Below are 17,299 nucleotides of genomic sequence, written 5' to 3'. Positions count from 1 at the left end.
GGCGCTGTTCTAGCGCGCCGCCGCCAGCCCGTCGAGGATCAGACGCATCACCTCCGCACGCGCGGCGGGGTCGCGCAGATGCGCAGCCTCGACCCGCGCGGCGCGCGACATGGCGCGGCATTCGTCGGGATGGGCACGGGCCCAAGCCAGCTTGTCCTCCAGGTCGGTCAGGTGGCGGGCGACGGGAATGAAATGCACCCACGGCCGGAAACGCCCGGAATAGAAGACCTGCCAGCCGTCATCCTCGGCCAGCAGCACGCCGTTCTGGTCCAGGCCTGAGATGAAGTTCGACCCGTGGTCATAGCCCGACAGGCACAGCTGATACCGATAGGCCCTGAAATCGCGCGGCCTCATGCGCGGGCGGCAATAGGGTGCGATCAGCGGATCGTCGGCATGCTGGCGAAAGCCATGCGCCATGACGATGCCCACGTCGACATCGGGATGGTCGTGAAAGCGGCGGACAAAGGCCATGCGGTTGGTGCGGCACAGCCCCTGCCAGGCGGCATCGCGATCCGCGGGCGTCGCGGCATCGGCCAGCCGCTGCAGCCAGACATGGCTGGCGGGGCCCGGCTTGACCCCGTCGCGCATTTCCGACCCCGAGATCATGCCGCGCCAGACCAGCCGGTCCTGCTTTTCATCCCAGGGGATGTCGTCGGCAGGCGATGCCGGATCGAACCACGGCAAACCGATCGCGTGCTGGTCCGGCAGGGGCCACAGGACCGCGTTCACCGCGCCCGCCCGGCGGTTGTGGCACAGGACCGGGCGGTCAAGTGGCAAGCCTTGGGAACTGCCGAACCAGCGGCTGTCCTCCATGTCGATCCAGACCGGGTCGCGGCGGTCCAGCGACAGGATGTCGTTGATCACCCCCTCGGCCCGGATCAGCTTGAAGGGGCGTCCCTCTCGCGCCAGGGCCAGGGGGCGGTGGCCGGGCGGCGCGACGATGGTGAACTGTCGCGGCGCGCCCGCGGCATCGGTCACCGCGCCGCTGCCCGACAGGGTGCCGTCCCAGTGGCAGGCAAAACCCGACAGCCCCTGCGGTCCGCCCGCCACCTTGGGGTCAAGACCCGCAAGGCAGAACCGCGCGACGTCCTGCGCCCAGTTCTGCGGCGCCATGGGCGTCGGCGGCGGAGCCGTGACGGGGTCAGGGTCGGGCCAGCGGTCAGGCAGCCCTTTGTCCCGCGCCAGCAGGGGCCGCAGCCGCGCGGCCAGGTCGGCGGGGGTGCTGGTGGTCAGGTCCAGCTCGATCAGCCGCGGGTCGCCCGCGAACAGCGCGCGCGTCGCATCCAGATGCGCCTGCATCCCGTCCGGCCAGCGGTCGCGGGCCGGGACGGTCAGCAGGAACAGCGCGTCGGGCAGACGCTCGCGCAGGAACGCGACGCAGCGCCAGGCCTGCAACGTCGGACGCCAGTGCGGCCGGTCGCGGAACAGCCCGGCGATCAACCGCGCGTTGGGCCAGCCGCGCAGGGGCTGCGTGCCCTGCCCCATCGCATAGATGATGTCCGCGGCCAGTCGCCCGCCGTCATGGCAGACCGCACGATGGCCGTTGGCACGGAACATCCGTTCCAGCGCCGCGTCGATGGGGCCGTCCGGGCCGACATGGATGACGACAGGCGCCCCATCTCAGCCGAAACTGCGCCGCGGCAGCAGGATCGTCAGCAGCCCCAGCACTGGCAGGACAGAGCACAGCAGGAACACCGACCGGATCCCCTGCGCATCCGCCAGCACCCCAAGCGCCGCGGCCGAGATCCCGCCCATGCCGAACGAAAAGCCGAAGAACAGGCCCGCGATCATCCCCGTGCGGCCCGGCACCAGCTCTTGCGCGAACACCACGATGGCCGGAAAGGCCGATGCCAGGATCAGCCCGATCAGCACCGCCAGAACGCCCGTGGGCACCAGCCCGACATGCGGCAGCGCCAGCGTCAGCGGCAGGACGCCCAGGATCGACACCCAGATCACCGTCAGCGGCCCCACCTTGTCGCCGATCACCCCGCCCAGCATCACGCCCGCCGCCATGCCCCCCAGGAACAGGAACAGCATGATCTGCGCACCTTGGGTCGACAGGCCGAACCGGTCGATGGTGAAGAAGGTGAAATAGCTGCTCATCGACGCGCTGTAGATGTTCTTGGTAAAGACCAGCACCGCCAGCACCGCGATGGCGCGGATCACCGTGGCGCGCGGCAGACGCAGGGTGCGGTTGGGCGTGGCGGTGTTGGCGCGGCGGCGATCCTCGGCCCAGGTGCCCACCTGCCACAGGATCGCGGCGCCCAGGGCGGCGGCGACTGCGAACCATGCCACGGCCGGGCGGCCAAGCGGCACCACGATGAACGCGGCCAGCAGCGGCCCCAGGGCCTGCCCGCCATTGCCGCCCAGCTGGAACAGCGATTGCGCGGTCCCGAACCGCCCCCCCGACGCGATCCGCGCCACGCGCGAGCTTTCGGGATGAAACACCGCCGATCCGATACCGATCAGCATCGCCCCCGACAACAGCCAGCCATAGCTTTCGGCCAAGCCCAGCATCAGCACCCCGCACAGCGTCGAGGCCATGCCGAAGGGCAGCGAGCGCGGCTGTGGATGGCGGTCGGTCGCCATCCCGATCAGCGGCTGCAACAGCGACGCGGTGACCTGAAAAGCCAATGTCATGACACCGATCTGGGCATAGGACAGGTCGAATTCGACCTGCAGCAGCGGATAGATCGCCGCCAGCATCGACTGCATCACGTCGTTGATCATGTGGCACAGGCTGATCGCCATCAGCACCCCCCATGACGTCAGGGAGGCCGGGCCGGGTGTCACGGAAGGCTGGCTGGTCGAGCGCATCGGAAATCCGCCATCATGCTTGCACGATCTGCATTTATCAGACATCCTGCGAAAGGAAAGCGTCGCGCGCCCGTCCGCCTGGGGTTTTTCCCCAGCCTGCGGACCTCTTTGATGTCGCATGGCGAATTGGACAGCTTCCATTCTTGTGCGTATCATTTATCAAGTCTGGACAGGTATATGTCACGAGTTCTTCAAAATGGCCAAGTTGTCCCAAGGTTCGTCCGTTACGATCCGCTCTTCCGGCGTCGATGCCGAACGGCGGCGACTCAACACCTGGCAGGCGATCCGTGCGGATGTGCTGGGCCGGATCCGATCAGGAGAATGGCCTCCGGGCAGCCTGATCCCCACCGAACAGATGCTGTCGATCGAGATGGGCTGCGCGCGCGCCACGGTGAACCGTGCCCTGCGTGAGCTGGCCGACAGCGGCATCATCCAGCGGCGCCGCAAGGTCGGCACCCGCGTGACCGCCACCACGTCCCGCCGCACGACCCTGTCGCTGCCGGTCCTGCGGGACGAGATCGAATCGCTTGGCGCGCGCTATGCCTATCAGATGACCGAATGCCTGCCCTGCAATCCCAGCCCCGCCGCGATGCAGGCGCTGCAGGTCGATGCCGACGACATGATGCTGCTGGTCAAGTCGCGCTATCTGGCCGACGACCGGCCGCATTGCTGCGAGGCGATCTGGCTGAACCCACGCGCGCTGGCTTTGCCCGATTTTCACCTGTTCGCGCACGAGCCGCCGCAGGAATGGCTGGCCCGCAGCCTGCCCGTCACGCAAAGTCGGTTCTCGATCCTGGCCGAAGGGGCCAGCGGGTCCTGTGCGGTGAACCTGACCATCGATCCCGGCACGCCGGTGATGACGATCGAACGGGTGAACACGCTGGATTCGCTGCCGGTGTCCTTTGCTCGCCAGTTCTATCCGCCGATGCACCGCCTGGTGCTGGAGGACTAAAGGCCCAGCAGGTCCGCGAAATGCGCGACCAGCCGGTGTTTCAGCACCTTGCCCGTCGCCGCCGCGGGCAGCGCCCCGGTCAGGATGATCCGCGTGGGCCGCTTGTAGGCTGACAGTCGCGCCGCCGCATGGGCGGCCAGCGCATCCGCCGTGACCGCATCCGGCGCGACCAGCTGACAGAAGGCCAGGATATCCTCGTCCCCTCCCTCGCGCGCGCGGCCGATCACGGCGGTCTGCAGGACCGCGGGATGATCGTTCAGCGCCGCCTCGACCTCGGGGGGATAGACGTTGAAGCCGCCGCGGATGATCAGCTCCTTGCAGCGCCCCACGATGTGCAGGCGCCCCTGCGCGTCGATCCGGCCCAGATCGCCCGTTCGCATCCAGCCGTCCCGCAACACCTGCGCCGTGCCCTCCGCGTTGCGGAAATAGCCGCGCATGATGTGCGGGCCGCGGGTCAGCACCTCTCCGGTGCCGGGTTCGCGGCCGATGGCCTCGTCCAGCGCGATCTGGACCCCCGGCAGCGGGTGCCCCGCCGACGGATCGGGATCGCCGATGGCATTGTCGGTCACGGTGACGCCAGCGGTCGTTTCGGTCATGCCGTACCCGTTCTGCAGCGCGATGCCATAGAACGCCTCGGCCCGCCGCTTCCAGTCGGGGTCCAGCGGCGCCGCGCCACTGCTGACATAGCGCAGGGGGCGGGCCAGCCGGTCCAGACCCTGCGCACGCGCCTCGGCCATGATGGCCGCGTGCATCTGCGGGACGGCGGGCAGCACGGTCACGTCCGATTGCAGCGCGGCCAGCGTCTGCGCGGCGGAGAAGCGCGGCTCCAGCCGCACATGCGCGCCCGCCGCCAGCCCCGCGCACAGCATCGAGGTCAACCCGAACACATGGGTCAGCGGCAGCACGCCCCAGATCACGTCACCCGCCTGCATCCCCCGCAGCCGGGCCGAGCTTTCGCCGCCAAAGATCAGGTTGCCATGCGTCAGCATCACCCCCTTGGGCGTGCCGGTCGTGCCGGTGGTGTACAGGATCACCGCCGTCATCGCCCGGTCCGGTTCGACCTGTTCCGGCACGGCATCGAACGGCCCCGCGACATGCGCCGCTGCCCCGGCCAGCGTGACGGGCCGCGCGTCGCCCGCATGCGCCCGCGCCGGGTCGCTGACATCCGACAGGAACACCGTCAGGCGCGGTTCGGTATGGGCCGCCAGCTTCTCCAGTTCAGGCGACGTCATGCGCGCGTTCACAGGCACCAGCACCGCGTCCATGCGGCTGGCGGCCAGCAGCAGGACCGGAACGCTTGCGGCGTTTTCCGCCACCACCAGCAGACGGTCGCCGGGGCGCAGGCCCATCGCCGCCAGATCTGCCTGCGTGGCACGGACCAGATCGTCCAGCGCCCGGTAGGTCAGGCCGCGTCCGGTCCAGTCGGTCAGGGCGGGTCGGTCGGGATAGGCCGCCAAGGCGGCGTCGAACAGCTGGTGGATACGGGTCATGTTCCTCGCGCAATCTGCGGAAATCGGGGGGGCGCTTGGACAGGAAGGCGGTGATGCCCTCGGCTGCCTCGGGCGAGGCAAGGGCGGTGGCCATCGCGTCGCGCTCAGCGGTCAGTTGCGCCTCCAACAGGGTCTCTCGGGCGCCGGTCAGCAGGCGCTTGATCGCGGCCTGGGCGTCGGCCGGGCCCTGGGCCAGACGGTCGGCCAGGGCCATGGCGGCCATGATCGCCTCTCCGGGATCGGTCAGTTCCGCGATCACGCCCAGGGCGTGCAGCCGTTCGGCACCCACCGGCAGGCCGGTCAGGGCCATCTGCGCGGCCATCTGCGGCGGCAGGCAGGCGGTCAGCGCCGCCGTCAGCCCCCCGTCGGGGACCAGCCCCGCGGTCACATAGGCCGCGGTGAACCGCGCATTGCGGGCCGAGATCACCATGTCGCAGGCCAGGGCCAGCGACAGGCCGGCGCCTGCGGCCCCCCCCTCGATCACCGCAATGACCGGGCGCGGGCAGGCCACGACCGCGCGGATCAGGTCGTTCAGCGCGTCGATGCGGGCGCGGCGGGCATCCTCGGGCATGTCCTGCGCGGTGATCAGCATGGTCAGATCGCCGCCCGCGCAGAAGAAATCGCCCTCGCCCATGATCAGGACCGCGCCGATGCGGGGGTTCTCCGTCGCCTGGCGCAGGGCATGGTGCAGCCCGTCATAGAATTCCGGCGTCAGCGCGTTGCGCCGCGCGGCGTTGCGGTTTTCAACGACCAGGCGATCGCCCAGGTCGCTGATCTCGCAATGGGGGTTGGTATAGGGGGTCATGGGACGGCCTTTGTCTTGCGAAAGACGCCGGTCGCGGTGGCGATCAGCGTGCCGTCCTCATGCCGCAAGGTGCCCTCGATGAACAGGGTCGCGCGCCCGCCCCCCGTCACGCGGCCCCGCGCGGTGACGCGCCCCGCATGGCCCGGCGCCAGAAAGTTCACCGTCAGCGCCAGCGTGGTGAACGGATGGCGCCCGCTTTCGTCGACCGTCAGGCTGCCGGTGGCGCCCATCGCGCTGTCCAGCAGCGTCGCGGACAGCCCGCCATGCAGGATGCCCTGACGGTTCAGGTGCCGGTCGTCCAGGTCCAGGATGCAGGCCGCGCCATCACGGTCGGACACGTCCAGGACGTATCCGATCAGGCGCTGCGTGCCGGTTTCCCCCTCGATCACCGTCATGCGAAGGCAGGCTCGCCGCGGGCAAAGCGTTCAAGGTGGTAATCGGCATCGCCCATCGCGGTGTCCGCGGCCAGCAGGCGGCGGATCATGCCGCCCAGCGCGTACTCCTCGGTCATGCCGATGCCGCCGTGCAGCTGCACCGACTCCTCGGCCACCAGCCGGGCCGCACGGCCCAACGTGACCTTGCAGGCCTGCAGGTGCCGGTCGCGCAGCGGCGCATCGGCGTCCAGATGGCCCGCGAAATTGGTGACGGCGGAACGGGCCTGTTCCACCTCGACCGACAGGTCCGCCGCGCGATGGGCCAAAGCCTGAAAGGCGATCAGCGGCTGGCCGAACTGCTTTCTGGTGCGCAGATAGTCCATGGTCAGATCGACCGCAGCACTCAACGTGCCCAAGGCATAGGCCGCATGGGCCAGCACGCCGCGCGCCAGCACCGCGTCGAAATCGGTAAGCCGCCCAAGCCGCGTGGCGGGCGTGCCGTCAAAGATCAGGTCGGCACCGCGCTGATCGTCCATCAGCGGATAGGGGCGGACGGTCAGCCCCGCCGCGTCAGCTGCCACCAGCCACAGCGCATCGGCGGTGGTGACGACGATCGCTGTGGCCCCTTCGGCCCCCGCCACCATCGTCTTGCGCCCGGTCACGCGGTCGCCGTCCACGGTGATCGCCACGCCGCGATCATAGCGCGTGCCCGGTTCGGCATCGGCAAAGGCGATGGTGGCACCGTCATCGGCAGGCTGGCCCGCCTGCGCCAGGGCGGCGACGCCGATCATCGTGCCGATCAGCGGCAGGGACGCGCCCGCCCGGCCCAAGGCCTCGAAGATCAGCGCCACGGCGGCGCCCGATCCGTCAAAGCCGCCCTCGGCCTCGGTCAGCAGGGCCTGCGGGACGCCGGCCTCGGCCAGGGCGGGCATCAGCGCCTCGCCGGAGTGGCGGGTCAGGATGCCGCGCAGGCTGTCCTGCAGCATGCGATGGTCGTCGGAAAGCTGAAAGTCCATGGGCTTATCCTTTCGCCAGCGCGCCAGAGATGATGCTGCGCTGGACCTCGTTCGAGCCGCCATAGATCGACAGCTTGCGGTTGTTCAGCCAAGTGGCGCTGGCGGCCAGGGCCTCGTCGGCACCTTCGGGGCCTTCGTTGCCCTCTAGCGTCAGCGCCATCGCCTGCCCGCCATAGGCGCGGCGGGTCAGCGCATCCAGACGCTGGCGGATCTGCGTGCCTTGATCTTGAGCATGCTGCTCTCGATGCCGGGCGCCTGGCCTTGGGCGGCGGCGGACAGCATGCGCAGGTTGGTGGTGGACATGGCCATCAGCTCGATCTCGACCGACGCCATCTCGGTGGCGAACAGGGGATCGTCGGACAGGGGCTGGCCGCGATGGCGCTGCGCCTTGGCCACGCGCTTCAGGTTGTCCAGCGCGGCGGTGGCAAAGCCCACGCCCGCGATGTTCGTGCGCTCATGCGTCAGCAGGTATTTCGCATAGGTCCAGCCGTCGTTTTCGGTGCCGACCAGATTGGCGGCGGGGACGCGGACATTGTCGAACCAGACCTCGTTCACCTCGGCCGTGCCGTCCAGAAGGACGATGGGGCGCACGCTGACACCGGGCGTGGTCATGTCGATCAGCAGAAAGCTGATGCCTTCCTGTTTCTTGCCGGTGGCATTGGTGCGGACCAGGCAGAAGATCATGTTGGCGTGCTGGCCAAGCGTGGTCCAGGTCTTCTGCCCGTTCACGACATAGTCGTCGCCATCACGCACGGCCTCGCAGCGCAGGCTGGCCAGGTCCGACCCGGCGCCCGGTTCGGAATAGCCCTGGCACCACCAGTCGTCACCGTTCAGGATACGCGGCAGCCAATAGTCCTGCTGCTCTTTCGACCCGAATTTCTGCAGGACCGGTCCCAGCATGGCGATGCCGAAGGGCACGATGCGCGGCGCATGCGCCCGGGCCGATTCCTCCTCAAAGATATGACGCTGGATCGCGGTCCAACCCGCGCCGCCGAATTCGGTGGGCCAGTTCCCGGCCAGCCAGTCCTTGGATTGCAGCTTGGCGTGCCAGCCCTCCATCTCGGCCTTGGTCAGGTCGTGGTGCAGGCGAACCTTGCGCGCCAGCGCGGGGTCCAGCTCGGCCTTGAGAAAGGCGCGGATGTCGTCGCGGAAGGCGGTTTCCTCGGCGGTAAAGCTCATGTCCATCAGAAGATCTCCAGAAGTCCGGCGGCACCCTGGCCGCCCCCCACACACATGGTGACGACGCCCCATTTGGCACCCCGCCTGCGACCTTCGCGCAGCAGGTGGCCCGCGGTGCGCGCGCCCGTCATGCCGAAGGGATGGCCGATGGAAATGGCGCCGCCGTTCACGTTGTATTTCGCAGGATCGATGCCAAGCGTGTCGCGGCAATAGAGGCACTGGCTGGCAAAGGCCTCGTTCAGCTCCCACAGGTCGATGTCGTCCACCGACAGCCCGTGGCGCTCCAGCAGGCGCGGCACGGCAAAGACCGGGCCGATGCCCATCTCGTCAGGCGCACAGCCCGCGACGGCAAAGCCGCGAAAGGCGCCAAGCGGTTCGAGGTTCAGCGATGCGGCCAGATCGGCCTCCATCACCAGCAGCGCCGCCGCACCGTCCGACAGCTGGGACGCGTTGCCCGCGGTCACGAAATGGCCCTCGCCGCGTACGGGCTCCAGCTTCGCCAGCGCCTCCAGCGTTGTGCCGGGGCGGTTGCCCTCGTCGGCGGTGATGGTGATGTCGCGGTTGGCTGTCTCGCCGGTCGCCTTGTCGGTGACCGACATGGTCACGGACATCGGGATGATCTCGTCGTCGAAGATCCCGGCGGCCTGCGCGGCAGCCGTGCGGGCCTGGGATTCGACGGCATAGGCGTCCTGCGCCTCGCGGCTGACGCCGTAGCGGGCGGCCACGATGTCGGCGGTCTCGATCATGGTGACGTAGAGGTCGGGGCGGTTCGCCTCGATCCACGCCTCGCGCGAATTGCGGACGGGCGGCTGGACCATGGAAATGCTTTCCACACCGCCGACCAGCACCGCGCGCGAGCCCTCATGCGCGACCATCTGCGCGCCCATCGCCAGCGCCTGCAGGCCGGATGCGCAGAAGCGGTTGACCGTGGTCCCAGCAACGCTGTCGGGCAGGCCCGCGCGGATCACCGCCTGACGGGCAATGTTGCCGCCCGTGACGTATTCCGGATAGCCGCAGCCCCAGATGCTGTCCTCGATCAGGGCAGGGTCGATGCCGGCGCGCTCGACCACGGCGCGGGCGGTGGCCGCGGCCAGCACGGCCCCGTGGGTCTGGTTGAAGGCGCCGCGTTTCGCGCGCCCGATAGCGGTGCGGGCGGTCGAGACGATCACGGGCTGTTTCATGCGGATGTTCCTTGGTTCAGGTCGGCGAACTGGCGACCGTCGGCCACCAGATCGGCCAGCAGCGGCGCGGGCTGCCAGAAATGGTCGTCTTCCTGCGAAAGACGGCGGATGTCGGCCAGGATGCGGTCCAGCCCGTGGGCGTCGGCCCAGAGCATCGGCCCGCCCCGCCAGCGCGGAAAGCCGTAACCGTTCAGCATCACCACATCGACGTCCAGCGGCCGCAGGGCGGTGCCGTCGGCCACCGTGCGGGCGGCCTCGTTCACCATCGCGGCCATGGTCCGGGCGACGATTTCGGCGTCGTCGAAATCGCGGGGCGTGATGCCCAGATCGGCGCGCACCGCGTCCAGGATCGCAGGCAGGTCCGGGTTCGGCTGCGGCTTGCCATCAGCATAGACGTAATAACCGCGCCCCGTCTTGCGGCCCAGATCGCCCTGTTCGTACAGGCGGTCGGCAAAGACCGGGACCCGGTCGCGCGGATGGCGGTCGGCCGCCTTGCGCTGGCGGGTCATCGCGCCGATGTCCAGTCCCGCAAGGTCGCTGACCGCATAGGGGCCCATCGCGAAACCGAAATCGGTCAGTGCGCGGTCGACCTGTTGGGGCGACGCGCCGTCCAGCACCATCGCGTCCACCGCCGCGCGGTAATGCGACAGGATGCGGTTGCCGATAAAGCCGTCGCAGACGCCCGCGCGCACCGCGATCTTGCCAAGCCGCTTGGCCAGGGCAAAGCCGGTGGCCACCACCTCGGGGGCGGTGCGGTCGGCGACCACCACCTCCAGCAGGCGCATGACATGGGCGGGGGAAAAGAAGTGCAGGCCGATCACGTCGCGCGGGCGGCGCGTCGCGTCGGCGATGCGGTCGACGTCCAGATAGGAGGTGTTGGTCGCCAGCACCGCGTCGGGTTTCGCCACGCGGTCGATGGCGGCAAACACCTGCTCCTTGACCTCCATGGATTCAAACACCGCCTCGACGATCAGATCGGCCTGGCCCAGGGCCGCGTAATCCGTGTCTGTGCGGAACGCCCCGGCCAGGATCGCGTCGCGGCGGGCGGCGGCCAGCTTGCCGCGAGAAACGGCGCCCGCCAGCAGGTCGCCCACCGTCGCCTGTGCCCGGGCGGTCGCCTGCTCGTCGCGTTCGATCAGCGTCACGTCCAGCCCGGCCAGCAGGCAGGAGGCCGCGATGCCCGCGCCCATGGTGCCGCCGCCGATCACTCCGATGCGGTCCAGCGGGCGCGGCGCCACGCCCTTGATCTGCGGCAGATGGGCCACGGCACGTTCGGCAAAGAACGCATGGATCAGTGCCGCGCGCTGCGGGCTGTCAATCAGCGCCAGAAAGCCCGCGCGTCAACGGCCATGCCATGGTCGAAAGGCTGCGCCAGACCGTCGGTCACCACGTCGACCGCTGTCGCCTGCGCGATCTGGCCGGGCAGCTTGCGCGCCAAGGTGGCCTTGAGCGCTTGCGCGGCGTCAAGGTCCGGGGCGGGTGCGGGCAGATCGCGCGTCCGGCGCGGCGCCTGGCCCGCCAGCGTTTCGGCCAGCGCGATCGCATCCGCGGTCAGATCACCTTGCGCCATGGCGTCGATCAGGCCCAGCTCCTGCGCCTGCGCGGCGGGAACCTGGCGGGCGCTGGTGATGATGTCCAGGGCGGCGGCGGTGCCGATCAGGCGCGGCAGGCGCTGTGTCCCACCCGCGCCGGGCAGCAGGCCCAATGTCACCTCGGGCAGGCCCATGCGGGTGCCGGGGGCCGCGATCCGCGCGTGACAGCCCAAGGCCAGTTCCAGCCCCCCGCCCAGGGCAGTGCCGTGCAGCGCCGCGACGACGGGCTTGTCCAGGCCCTCGATGGCGGCGATCACGTCGGGCAGGATCGGCGCCTGCGAGGGCTTGCCGAATTCCGAGATGTCGCGCCCGCGACCCAGGTGCGGCCCGCGCACAGGATCACGGCGGCATCGGCCCCCGTGTCGGCGGCAAAGTCGCGCGCCGCGTCCATCAGGCCCTGCCGCACGGCATGGCCGGTGGCGTTCACCGGCGGGTTGTCGATGGTGATCAGGCCGATGCGGCCTTGGCGGGCATAGGAAACGGGCATCTGGGAAAACCTTTCAGTCATTCGGGCTGCCGGACCAGGCGGGCACGCCGTCGGCCCCGACCAGCCGCTGCAGGCGGGCGACGGTCTCGCGCAGCACGGGGCCGACATGGGCATGGATGCGGTCGTCGGGCAGCACGTCGTCCAGCGCCCCGCAGGAGAACATCACCGGCCCCGCCAGCCGCGCCGACCGGAACGGCACCGACACCGCCGAGATGTTGGACGAATAGCGCAGCCCTTGGCGCACCACGGTATAACCCTTGGCGATCAGCTGGCCGCGCGCCTCCAGCCGCAGATCGTCCAGCGTGCCGCCGTCCAGCGGCGGTTCGGGATGATCGGCCAGCAGGCCCGCGAATTCCTCGCGCGTGGTGGCGCCCAGCAGGGCCAGCCCGGACGACGATCCGGCGATGGGTAGGCGGTGGCCCACCTCTAGCCAGATCGACGCCGCGCGCTGCGGCCGCCAGGTGCGCATCAGCGCGACCTTGTCGCGGTCGCGCACCGCGAACAGGACCAGGGTGCCGGTCTGGTCGCCAGGGCCTGCATCATGCCCTGCGCCGAATCCAGAAAGGCCAGCGATGCCGCCGCCACATGCCCCATCGCCAGCAGCGTGGGGCCGGGGCGATAGCGGTCGTTGCGCTGCGGCTGCGTCAGGTAGCCCAGGCAGCCAAGCGTATAGGTCAGCCGCGACACCGTCGATTTCGGCAGGCCGGTGCGTTCCGCAATCTGCGCATTGCTCAGCCCGTCGTCATCGGTCCGGAACGCCCGCAGCACCGACAGCCCGCGCGCCAGCGCGGTGGCAAAGTTGCGGTCGTCCTCATAGTCGGGACGCGTTTCCGGGGCCGGGGTCATCACATCGACCCTGGGATCAGCAGCGAGATGATCGGGAACAGGATCAGCAGCAGCAGGACCAGCATGTCGACCGCCAGGAACCGCGTGACGCCCGCAAAGATCTTGTCGATGCCCACCGACTTGGTGACGTTGCTGACGACGAAGACGTTCAGGCCCACGGGCGGCGTGATCAGCCCGATCTCCAGCAGTTTGACGACGATGACGCCGAACCAGATCAGGTTCAGGCCGTAGCCCTCGATCAGCGGCACCATGAAGGGCAGCGTCAGGACCATGATCCCGATCGGGTCCAGGAACATGCCCAGGACCAGATAGATCACCACGACGACCAGCATCAGCATCATAAGCGACAGTTCCGCGTCCGACACCATGCCGACCACCGCACCCGCCATGCCCGTCAGCGCGACGAAGCTGACGAATATCTTGGCGGCGCCCGCGATCAGGAAGATCGCCGCCGTCTGGGTCAGGCTTTCGCGGATGGCGCGCCACAGCACCCCAAGCGTCAGGCGACGTTGGGCAAAGCCGATCAATGTGGTCATCACGACGCTGACGGCCGCAGCCTCGGTCGCGGTGAAGATGCCGCCATAGATGCCGCCGACGATGACCACGAACAGCAAAAGTGCGGGCCATGCGGCAAGGGCCGCGTCCGTCCGGCTAGCGTCGCCACGCTCGCCGCGGGGGGCGGCGTCGGGGTCGCGGTTCACCCACCAGGCGATGACCAGCAGCATGCCGACCAGCGACAGGATGCCCGGCAGGATGCCCGCCAGGAACAGCTGCGCGATCGATGTCTCGGTGAAGATGCCGTAGAGGATGAACAGCACCGATGGCGGGATCAGCGACCCCAGGGTGCCGCCCACTGCCACCGACGCGGTGGCCAGTTTCGGATCGTACCCCATGCGCAGCATTTCCGGCACGCAGATGCGCCCCATCGTCGATGCGCAGGCGATCGACGACCCGGAGATGGCCGAAAACCCGCCGCAGCCCAGCACGGACGCCATCGCGACCCCGCCCCGCAATGGCCGCAGCCAGACCGCCGCCGCATCATAGATGCGCGTGGTGATGCCGGCATAGAAGGCGATGTTGCCCAAGGCCACGAACAGCGGCACCATCGACAGGTCATAGGAATGGACAAGGTCGAAGAAGTTCGAGAAGACCACCGAACTGGTGGGGTTCAGCGCCCGTTCCGGCATCCAGTCGCCAGTGCGGGTCGCGTAGACCAGGAACGTCCCGGTGCTGGCCACGCCCGCCAGCGCGAACGCGATGGGCACGCGCAGCGCCAGCAGCACCAGAACAGCCGCCATGGCGACAAGGCCGATCGTCATCGGGTCCATCAGTTCACCTCGTTTCCGTCGGCATCCAGGATCACGTCGCCGTGGCGCAGCTGCTTCAGGTCACCGACCAGCAGGATCGCCAGCCGCACCCACATCAGCACCAGCCCGGCCATGAACAGCGCCACGCCCGGCCAGCGCGGCAGGTTCAGGTCGCCGTAATAGAATTCGCCCGATGCCAGCGCCTGTCCGGTCACCCGCCAGGCCGCATAGATCAGCGGCATCAGCGCCAGCAGGCCCACGACATGGCCCAGCACGATCAGGTTCGCGCGCAGGCGCGGCGGCAGCCGGTCCGACACGAAGGTGACGGCGACGTGGCTGCGCGCCGCCGTCGCCGCCGCCAGGGGCAGCAGGATGGCCGCGACCATCAGTTCGCGCACCAGGATGATCGCATCGGGCACGCTGGTTCCCAGCAGCGCGCGCATCGCCACGTTGGCAAAGATCACCAGTCCCAACGCGATCAGCGCCAGCACGGCCAGGTCCAGCAGCGTCCGTTCGATCATGCGCATGGGATCAGCCGCGCTCCCAGGGATAGCCCTGCGTTTCAAGCTCTTGCGAATACTGCGCGATCAGACCGCGGTATTCGTCCAGCAGCGCCTGTCCGTCCAGACCCCGGGCGTCGGCCCGTGCGATCCATTCGTCCAGATAGGGCTGGCCGGCCTCGGTCAGGCGGGCACGATCCTCGTCGGAAAAGCTGACGATCTCCTTGCCGGCATCTTCCAGGATCTTGATCGATTCGGCGTTCGCCTGTTCGATAATGCGCCCGAACTCGTCGGCCAGACCCTCGCCCGCGGTCATGATGACCTGCTGCTGTTCGGGGGACAGCGAATCATACATCGACTTGTTCATGACGATGCCAAGCGCGCCGACCTGACCCCAGTCGATGAAGGTGTAGCTGTCGAAGACCTCGTCGAACTTCAGCGCCGCGACCAGATAGGAATAGGTCTGGGTGCAATCCAGCAGGCCGTTCTCCAGGCCCTGGTAGGCCTCATAGACGCTCATGTCGACCAGGGTCGCGCCCAAGTCGCGGAAGGTCTGGCCATAGGCGCCGACGCCGCGGACCTTCTTGCCTGCCAGCTGGTCGACCGACGTGACGGCCGGCCCCTTGCAGCCCATCTGCACCGCAGAGGTCGTGTAGGTGCCCACATAGACCAGGTTCTGCGCGGCCAGGTTCGCGGTGATCTGTTCGTTGTTGCGCATCAGCGCGTCGGTGGCCTTCATGCCCACCCACGGATCGGGGTTGTCCAGCGGCAGATCGGCGATGCCATAGGCCACCATGTCCTGCGGGAAATAGACGCCGATGACGCTGCCCAGGTCGGCCACGCCGTCGCGCAGCGACTGCACCGCGGCCTTTTCGGAAAACAGCGCGCCGCCCCAGGTGATGTCCAGCGTCAGGTCGCCGCCCGACTGTTCGGCAACTTGGTCGGCGAACCACTGCGTCGCCTCGGCGCGCGCGCCACGGTTGGGACCAGGCTCGCCATAGATCAGCGTGGTCTGCGACATGGCGGGGGCGGCAAGGGCTGCGGTCAGACCGGCAGCCATCAGCGCCGTGCGATACGACGGTGTGGTCATGATAAAACTCCTCCCAGTTCCACTTAGCAGGCTGGCATTCCGCAGTGCGGAACGCAACCTTGAATTGACCTGATTGTGACCACTGCGCTATCTGGCGGTTTTCCGCCTGATGCCGGATGTTGCGCCTTCACGATCGGAGCTTCCCATGACGCCCCACCCTGTCCGACCGCTGCTGCTGGCCCTGGGCCTTGCCCTTGGCCTCGCTTGGCCCGCCGCGGCCCAGACCCCGGATCTGCCCTTCACCGCCGCCCAGATCGAGGCCGCGCAGTATGACGGCAGCGATCTGCCCCGGGGCCGGTCGGCCCTGACCGCCAAGGTGCAGCTGCTGCTGGACCGGTCGGGCACGTCCCCGGGCGTCATCGACGGCTTCAAGGGCGGGATGAGCCAAAGCGCGATCAAGGCGTTCGAACGTCGCACCGGCCTGCCCCAGGACGGGGTAATGGACCCGCATGTCTGGAACCTGCTGCAGTCGTTCGCGACGCGCCCGGTCACCCAGACCTATACGATCACCGCCGAAGATGCGGCCGGGCTGGCCGCGTCGATCCCCACGGATTACGCCGAAAAGGCGCTGATGCCCGCCATGGCCCATACCAGCGTCGCAGAACGCCTTGGCGAGCGGTTCCACATGGACGAGAAATTCATCGAATTCCTGAACCCCGGCGTGGCCCTGGTGCCCGGCGCCACCATCCAGGTGATGGCCCCGAACCCCCACCTGCGGGGCCAGGTCACGCGAATCATCATCGACAAGGATAACCGCAGGGTTGCGGGATACAACGCGCGCGGCCAGATGGTCGTGGACTACCCGGCGACCATCGGCAGCAGCGTGACCCCCTCGCCGCAGGGATCGCACAACGTGCGCACCGTCGCGATCAACCCGAACTATACCTACAACCCCGACGTCAATTTCCGGCAGGAGGGCAATGACAGCCCGCTGGTGATCCCGCCGGGGCCGAACGGGCCTGTGGGCACCGTCTGGATCGGGCTGACCAAGCCCACATACGGCATCCACGGCACGCCCACCCCGTCGCAACTGTTCGCGAACCAGTCGATGGGCTGCGTGCGCCTGACCAACTGGGACGCCGAGGAGCTGGCCGGCATGGTCAGCATCGGCGGCACCGAGGTCCAGTTCCTGGATGCAGGGGTCACCATCGCGGACGTGACCGGCAGCGGCACGGCGGTCAGCCCGCCCGTGGCCGACATCGCGCTGCCCCAAGGCACGACGACGCCCATCGACACGCCCGACCCGGCGCAGCCGCTGTCGCTGCCCGACCCGCTGGCCGCGCCCGCGGTTGTGGACCGTGCGATCCCGGACCCGGCGGCGGTTCCGGTCGTCCCCGACGCCGCGGTGCCTGCGACGCCCGATCCGCTCAGCGATGCCCTGACAGGTGCGCTGCCCGAAGGATTTGTCGTCGAGCCCCTGGAAGAGGCTCAGCCATGATCCGCGCGGCGGGGACGATCATCGCTTTGACATTGGCGGTGGTCCCCGCCCTGGGTCAGGACCGCCCGCCGGATGCCCCCCAGACAGACGGGGCACAGACCGAACAGCCGGACGCCGAGCGCCCGCCGGAACGCCCCGATGTCCCCGAGCCTGCACCCCGATCCGACGACCCCGCCGCGGACACCCCGGCGGACCAGCCTTCTGGCCCCCCCGCCCCGACCGAAT

General features: G+C 68.9%; 13 protein-coding genes and 4 pseudogenes. 3 read left to right on the top strand and 14 right to left on the bottom strand.

Features of this window, described 5'->3' with window-relative positions:
• Positions 1-9 precede the first annotated feature (9 nt).
• Both TY51_RS02725 and TY51_RS02720 read right to left on the bottom strand, forming a co-directional pair.
• Entirely contained in the window at positions 10-1,557 is a 1,548-nt protein-coding gene (locus TY51_RS02725; RefSeq protein ID WP_042245546.1) for a glycosyl transferase family 90, read from the bottom strand.
• A gap of 63 nt (positions 1,558-1,620) precedes the next feature.
• A complete protein-coding gene (locus TY51_RS02720; RefSeq protein WP_042245543.1) occupies positions 1,621-2,817 on the bottom strand; it encodes an MFS transporter in 1,197 nt (398 codons plus the stop codon).
• A 196-nt stretch (positions 2,818-3,013) separates the two neighbouring features.
• On the opposite strand from TY51_RS02720, the gene TY51_RS02715 reads away from it, so the two are divergent.
• Entirely contained in the window at positions 3,014-3,769 is a 756-nt protein-coding gene (locus tag TY51_RS02715; protein WP_052649689.1) for a GntR family transcriptional regulator, read from the top strand.
• On the opposite strand, the gene TY51_RS23100 is transcribed toward TY51_RS02715, so the two are convergent.
• The 12 genes and pseudogenes from TY51_RS23100 to TY51_RS02660 form a co-directional block, all read right to left on the bottom strand.
• The gene (locus TY51_RS23100; RefSeq protein WP_042245539.1) at positions 3,766-5,259 is read right to left on the bottom strand and encodes a class I adenylate-forming enzyme family protein; all 1,494 of its coding nucleotides are present in this window, start codon (positions 5,257-5,259) and stop codon (positions 3,766-3,768) included. The genes TY51_RS02715 and TY51_RS23100 overlap by 4 nt on opposite strands.
• Positions 5,260-5,332: 73 nt before the next feature.
• A pseudogene (locus TY51_RS02705) lies at positions 5,333-6,064 on the bottom strand (enoyl-CoA hydratase-related protein); the annotation flags it as partial.
• Positions 6,061-6,459 carry a PaaI family thioesterase gene (locus TY51_RS02700; RefSeq protein WP_042245537.1) on the bottom strand — a complete coding sequence of 133 codons (399 nt, stop codon included), beginning with the start codon at positions 6,457-6,459 and terminating at the stop codon, positions 6,061-6,063. The pseudogene TY51_RS02705 and the gene TY51_RS02700, both read right to left, overlap by 4 nt.
• On the bottom strand, positions 6,456-7,454 hold the full coding sequence (locus TY51_RS02695) for an acyl-CoA dehydrogenase family protein (RefSeq protein WP_042245533.1): 999 nt from the start codon (positions 7,452-7,454) through the stop codon (positions 6,456-6,458). Before TY51_RS02695 ends, TY51_RS02700 begins: the two co-directional genes overlap by 4 nt.
• Positions 7,455-7,458: 4 nt before the next feature.
• Positions 7,459-8,639 (bottom strand): annotated as a pseudogene (locus TY51_RS02690) (acyl-CoA dehydrogenase family protein).
• Complete coding sequence (locus tag TY51_RS02685) at positions 8,639-9,814, bottom strand: acetyl-CoA C-acyltransferase (protein WP_042245530.1); 1,176 nt, start codon at positions 9,812-9,814, stop codon at positions 8,639-8,641. Before TY51_RS02685 ends, TY51_RS02690 begins: the two are co-directional and overlap by 1 nt.
• Positions 9,811-11,914: pseudogene (locus TY51_RS02680) on the bottom strand (3-hydroxyacyl-CoA dehydrogenase NAD-binding domain-containing protein). The gene TY51_RS02685 and the pseudogene TY51_RS02680 overlap by 4 nt, the downstream one beginning before the upstream one ends.
• Complete coding sequence (locus TY51_RS23095) at positions 11,907-12,362, bottom strand: hypothetical protein (protein WP_231558875.1); 456 nt, start codon at positions 12,360-12,362, stop codon at positions 11,907-11,909. The pseudogene TY51_RS02680 and the gene TY51_RS23095 overlap by 8 nt, the downstream one beginning before the upstream one ends.
• Complete coding sequence (locus TY51_RS23090) at positions 12,362-12,739, bottom strand: helix-turn-helix domain-containing protein (RefSeq protein ID WP_231558874.1); 378 nt, start codon at positions 12,737-12,739, stop codon at positions 12,362-12,364. The genes TY51_RS23095 and TY51_RS23090 overlap by 1 nt, the downstream gene beginning before the upstream one ends.
• On the bottom strand, positions 12,739-14,067 hold the full coding sequence (locus TY51_RS02670; RefSeq protein ID WP_042245528.1) for a TRAP transporter large permease: 1,329 nt from the start codon (positions 14,065-14,067) through the stop codon (positions 12,739-12,741). The genes TY51_RS23090 and TY51_RS02670 overlap by 1 nt, the downstream gene beginning before the upstream one ends.
• Positions 14,067-14,573 (bottom strand): TRAP transporter small permease, encoded by a 507-nt coding sequence (locus TY51_RS02665; protein WP_042245525.1) that lies wholly within the window; start codon positions 14,571-14,573, stop codon positions 14,067-14,069. The genes TY51_RS02670 and TY51_RS02665 overlap by 1 nt, the downstream gene beginning before the upstream one ends.
• A 4-nt stretch (positions 14,574-14,577) precedes the next feature.
• Positions 14,578-15,636: a C4-dicarboxylate TRAP transporter substrate-binding protein gene (locus TY51_RS02660; protein WP_042245522.1), complete on the bottom strand. Its 1,059-nt coding sequence runs from the start codon at positions 15,634-15,636 to the stop codon at positions 14,578-14,580.
• 145 nt (positions 15,637-15,781) lie between these two features.
• Between TY51_RS02660 and TY51_RS02655 the strand changes: the two genes are divergently transcribed.
• The gene (locus tag TY51_RS02655; protein WP_081994667.1) at positions 15,782-17,074 is read left to right on the top strand and encodes a L,D-transpeptidase; all 1,293 of its coding nucleotides are present in this window, start codon (positions 15,782-15,784) and stop codon (positions 17,072-17,074) included.
• Positions 17,071-17,299, top strand: a pseudogene (locus TY51_RS02650) (hypothetical protein); the annotation flags it as partial. The gene TY51_RS02655 and the pseudogene TY51_RS02650, both read left to right, overlap by 4 nt.

The sequence above is a fragment of the Paracoccus sp. PAMC 22219 genome (assembly GCF_000787695.1).
GTDB lineage: Bacteria > Pseudomonadota > Alphaproteobacteria > Rhodobacterales > Rhodobacteraceae > Paracoccus.
Note: the sequence above shows the minus strand (reverse complement) of the source record. Positions and strands in the feature narration are given on the sequence as shown.

What these genes read in the sequence shown, in the direction of transcription:
- TY51_RS23095 (WP_231558875.1), bottom strand. Translation starts at nt 12,362, where the DNA reads ATGCGCACCTGGCGGCCGCAGCGCGCGGCGTCGATCTGGCTAGAGGTG.
- TY51_RS02700 (WP_042245537.1), bottom strand. Translation starts at nt 6,459, where the DNA reads ATGACGGTGATCGAGGGGGAAACCGGCACGCAGCGCCTGATCGGATAC.
- TY51_RS02660 (WP_042245522.1), bottom strand. Translation starts at nt 15,636, where the DNA reads ATGACCACACCGTCGTATCGCACGGCGCTGATGGCTGCCGGTCTGACC.
- TY51_RS02695 (WP_042245533.1), bottom strand. Translation starts at nt 7,454, where the DNA reads ATGGACTTTCAGCTTTCCGACGACCATCGCATGCTGCAGGACAGCCTG.
- TY51_RS02725 (WP_042245546.1), bottom strand. Translation starts at nt 1,557, where the DNA reads ATGTTCCGTGCCAACGGCCATCGTGCGGTCTGCCATGACGGCGGGCGA.
- TY51_RS23100 (WP_042245539.1), bottom strand. Translation starts at nt 5,259, where the DNA reads ATGACCCGTATCCACCAGCTGTTCGACGCCGCCTTGGCGGCCTATCCC.
- TY51_RS02720 (WP_042245543.1), bottom strand. Translation starts at nt 2,817, where the DNA reads ATGCGCTCGACCAGCCAGCCTTCCGTGACACCCGGCCCGGCCTCCCTG.
- TY51_RS02715 (WP_052649689.1), top strand. Translation starts at nt 3,014, where the DNA reads ATGGCCAAGTTGTCCCAAGGTTCGTCCGTTACGATCCGCTCTTCCGGC.
- TY51_RS02655 (WP_081994667.1), top strand. Translation starts at nt 15,782, where the DNA reads ATGACGCCCCACCCTGTCCGACCGCTGCTGCTGGCCCTGGGCCTTGCC.
- TY51_RS02685 (WP_042245530.1), bottom strand. Translation starts at nt 9,814, where the DNA reads ATGAAACAGCCCGTGATCGTCTCGACCGCCCGCACCGCTATCGGGCGC.
- TY51_RS23090 (WP_231558874.1), bottom strand. Translation starts at nt 12,739, where the DNA reads ATGACCCCGGCCCCGGAAACGCGTCCCGACTATGAGGACGACCGCAAC.
- TY51_RS02670 (WP_042245528.1), bottom strand. Translation starts at nt 14,067, where the DNA reads ATGGACCCGATGACGATCGGCCTTGTCGCCATGGCGGCTGTTCTGGTG.
- TY51_RS02665 (WP_042245525.1), bottom strand. Translation starts at nt 14,573, where the DNA reads ATGCGCATGATCGAACGGACGCTGCTGGACCTGGCCGTGCTGGCGCTG.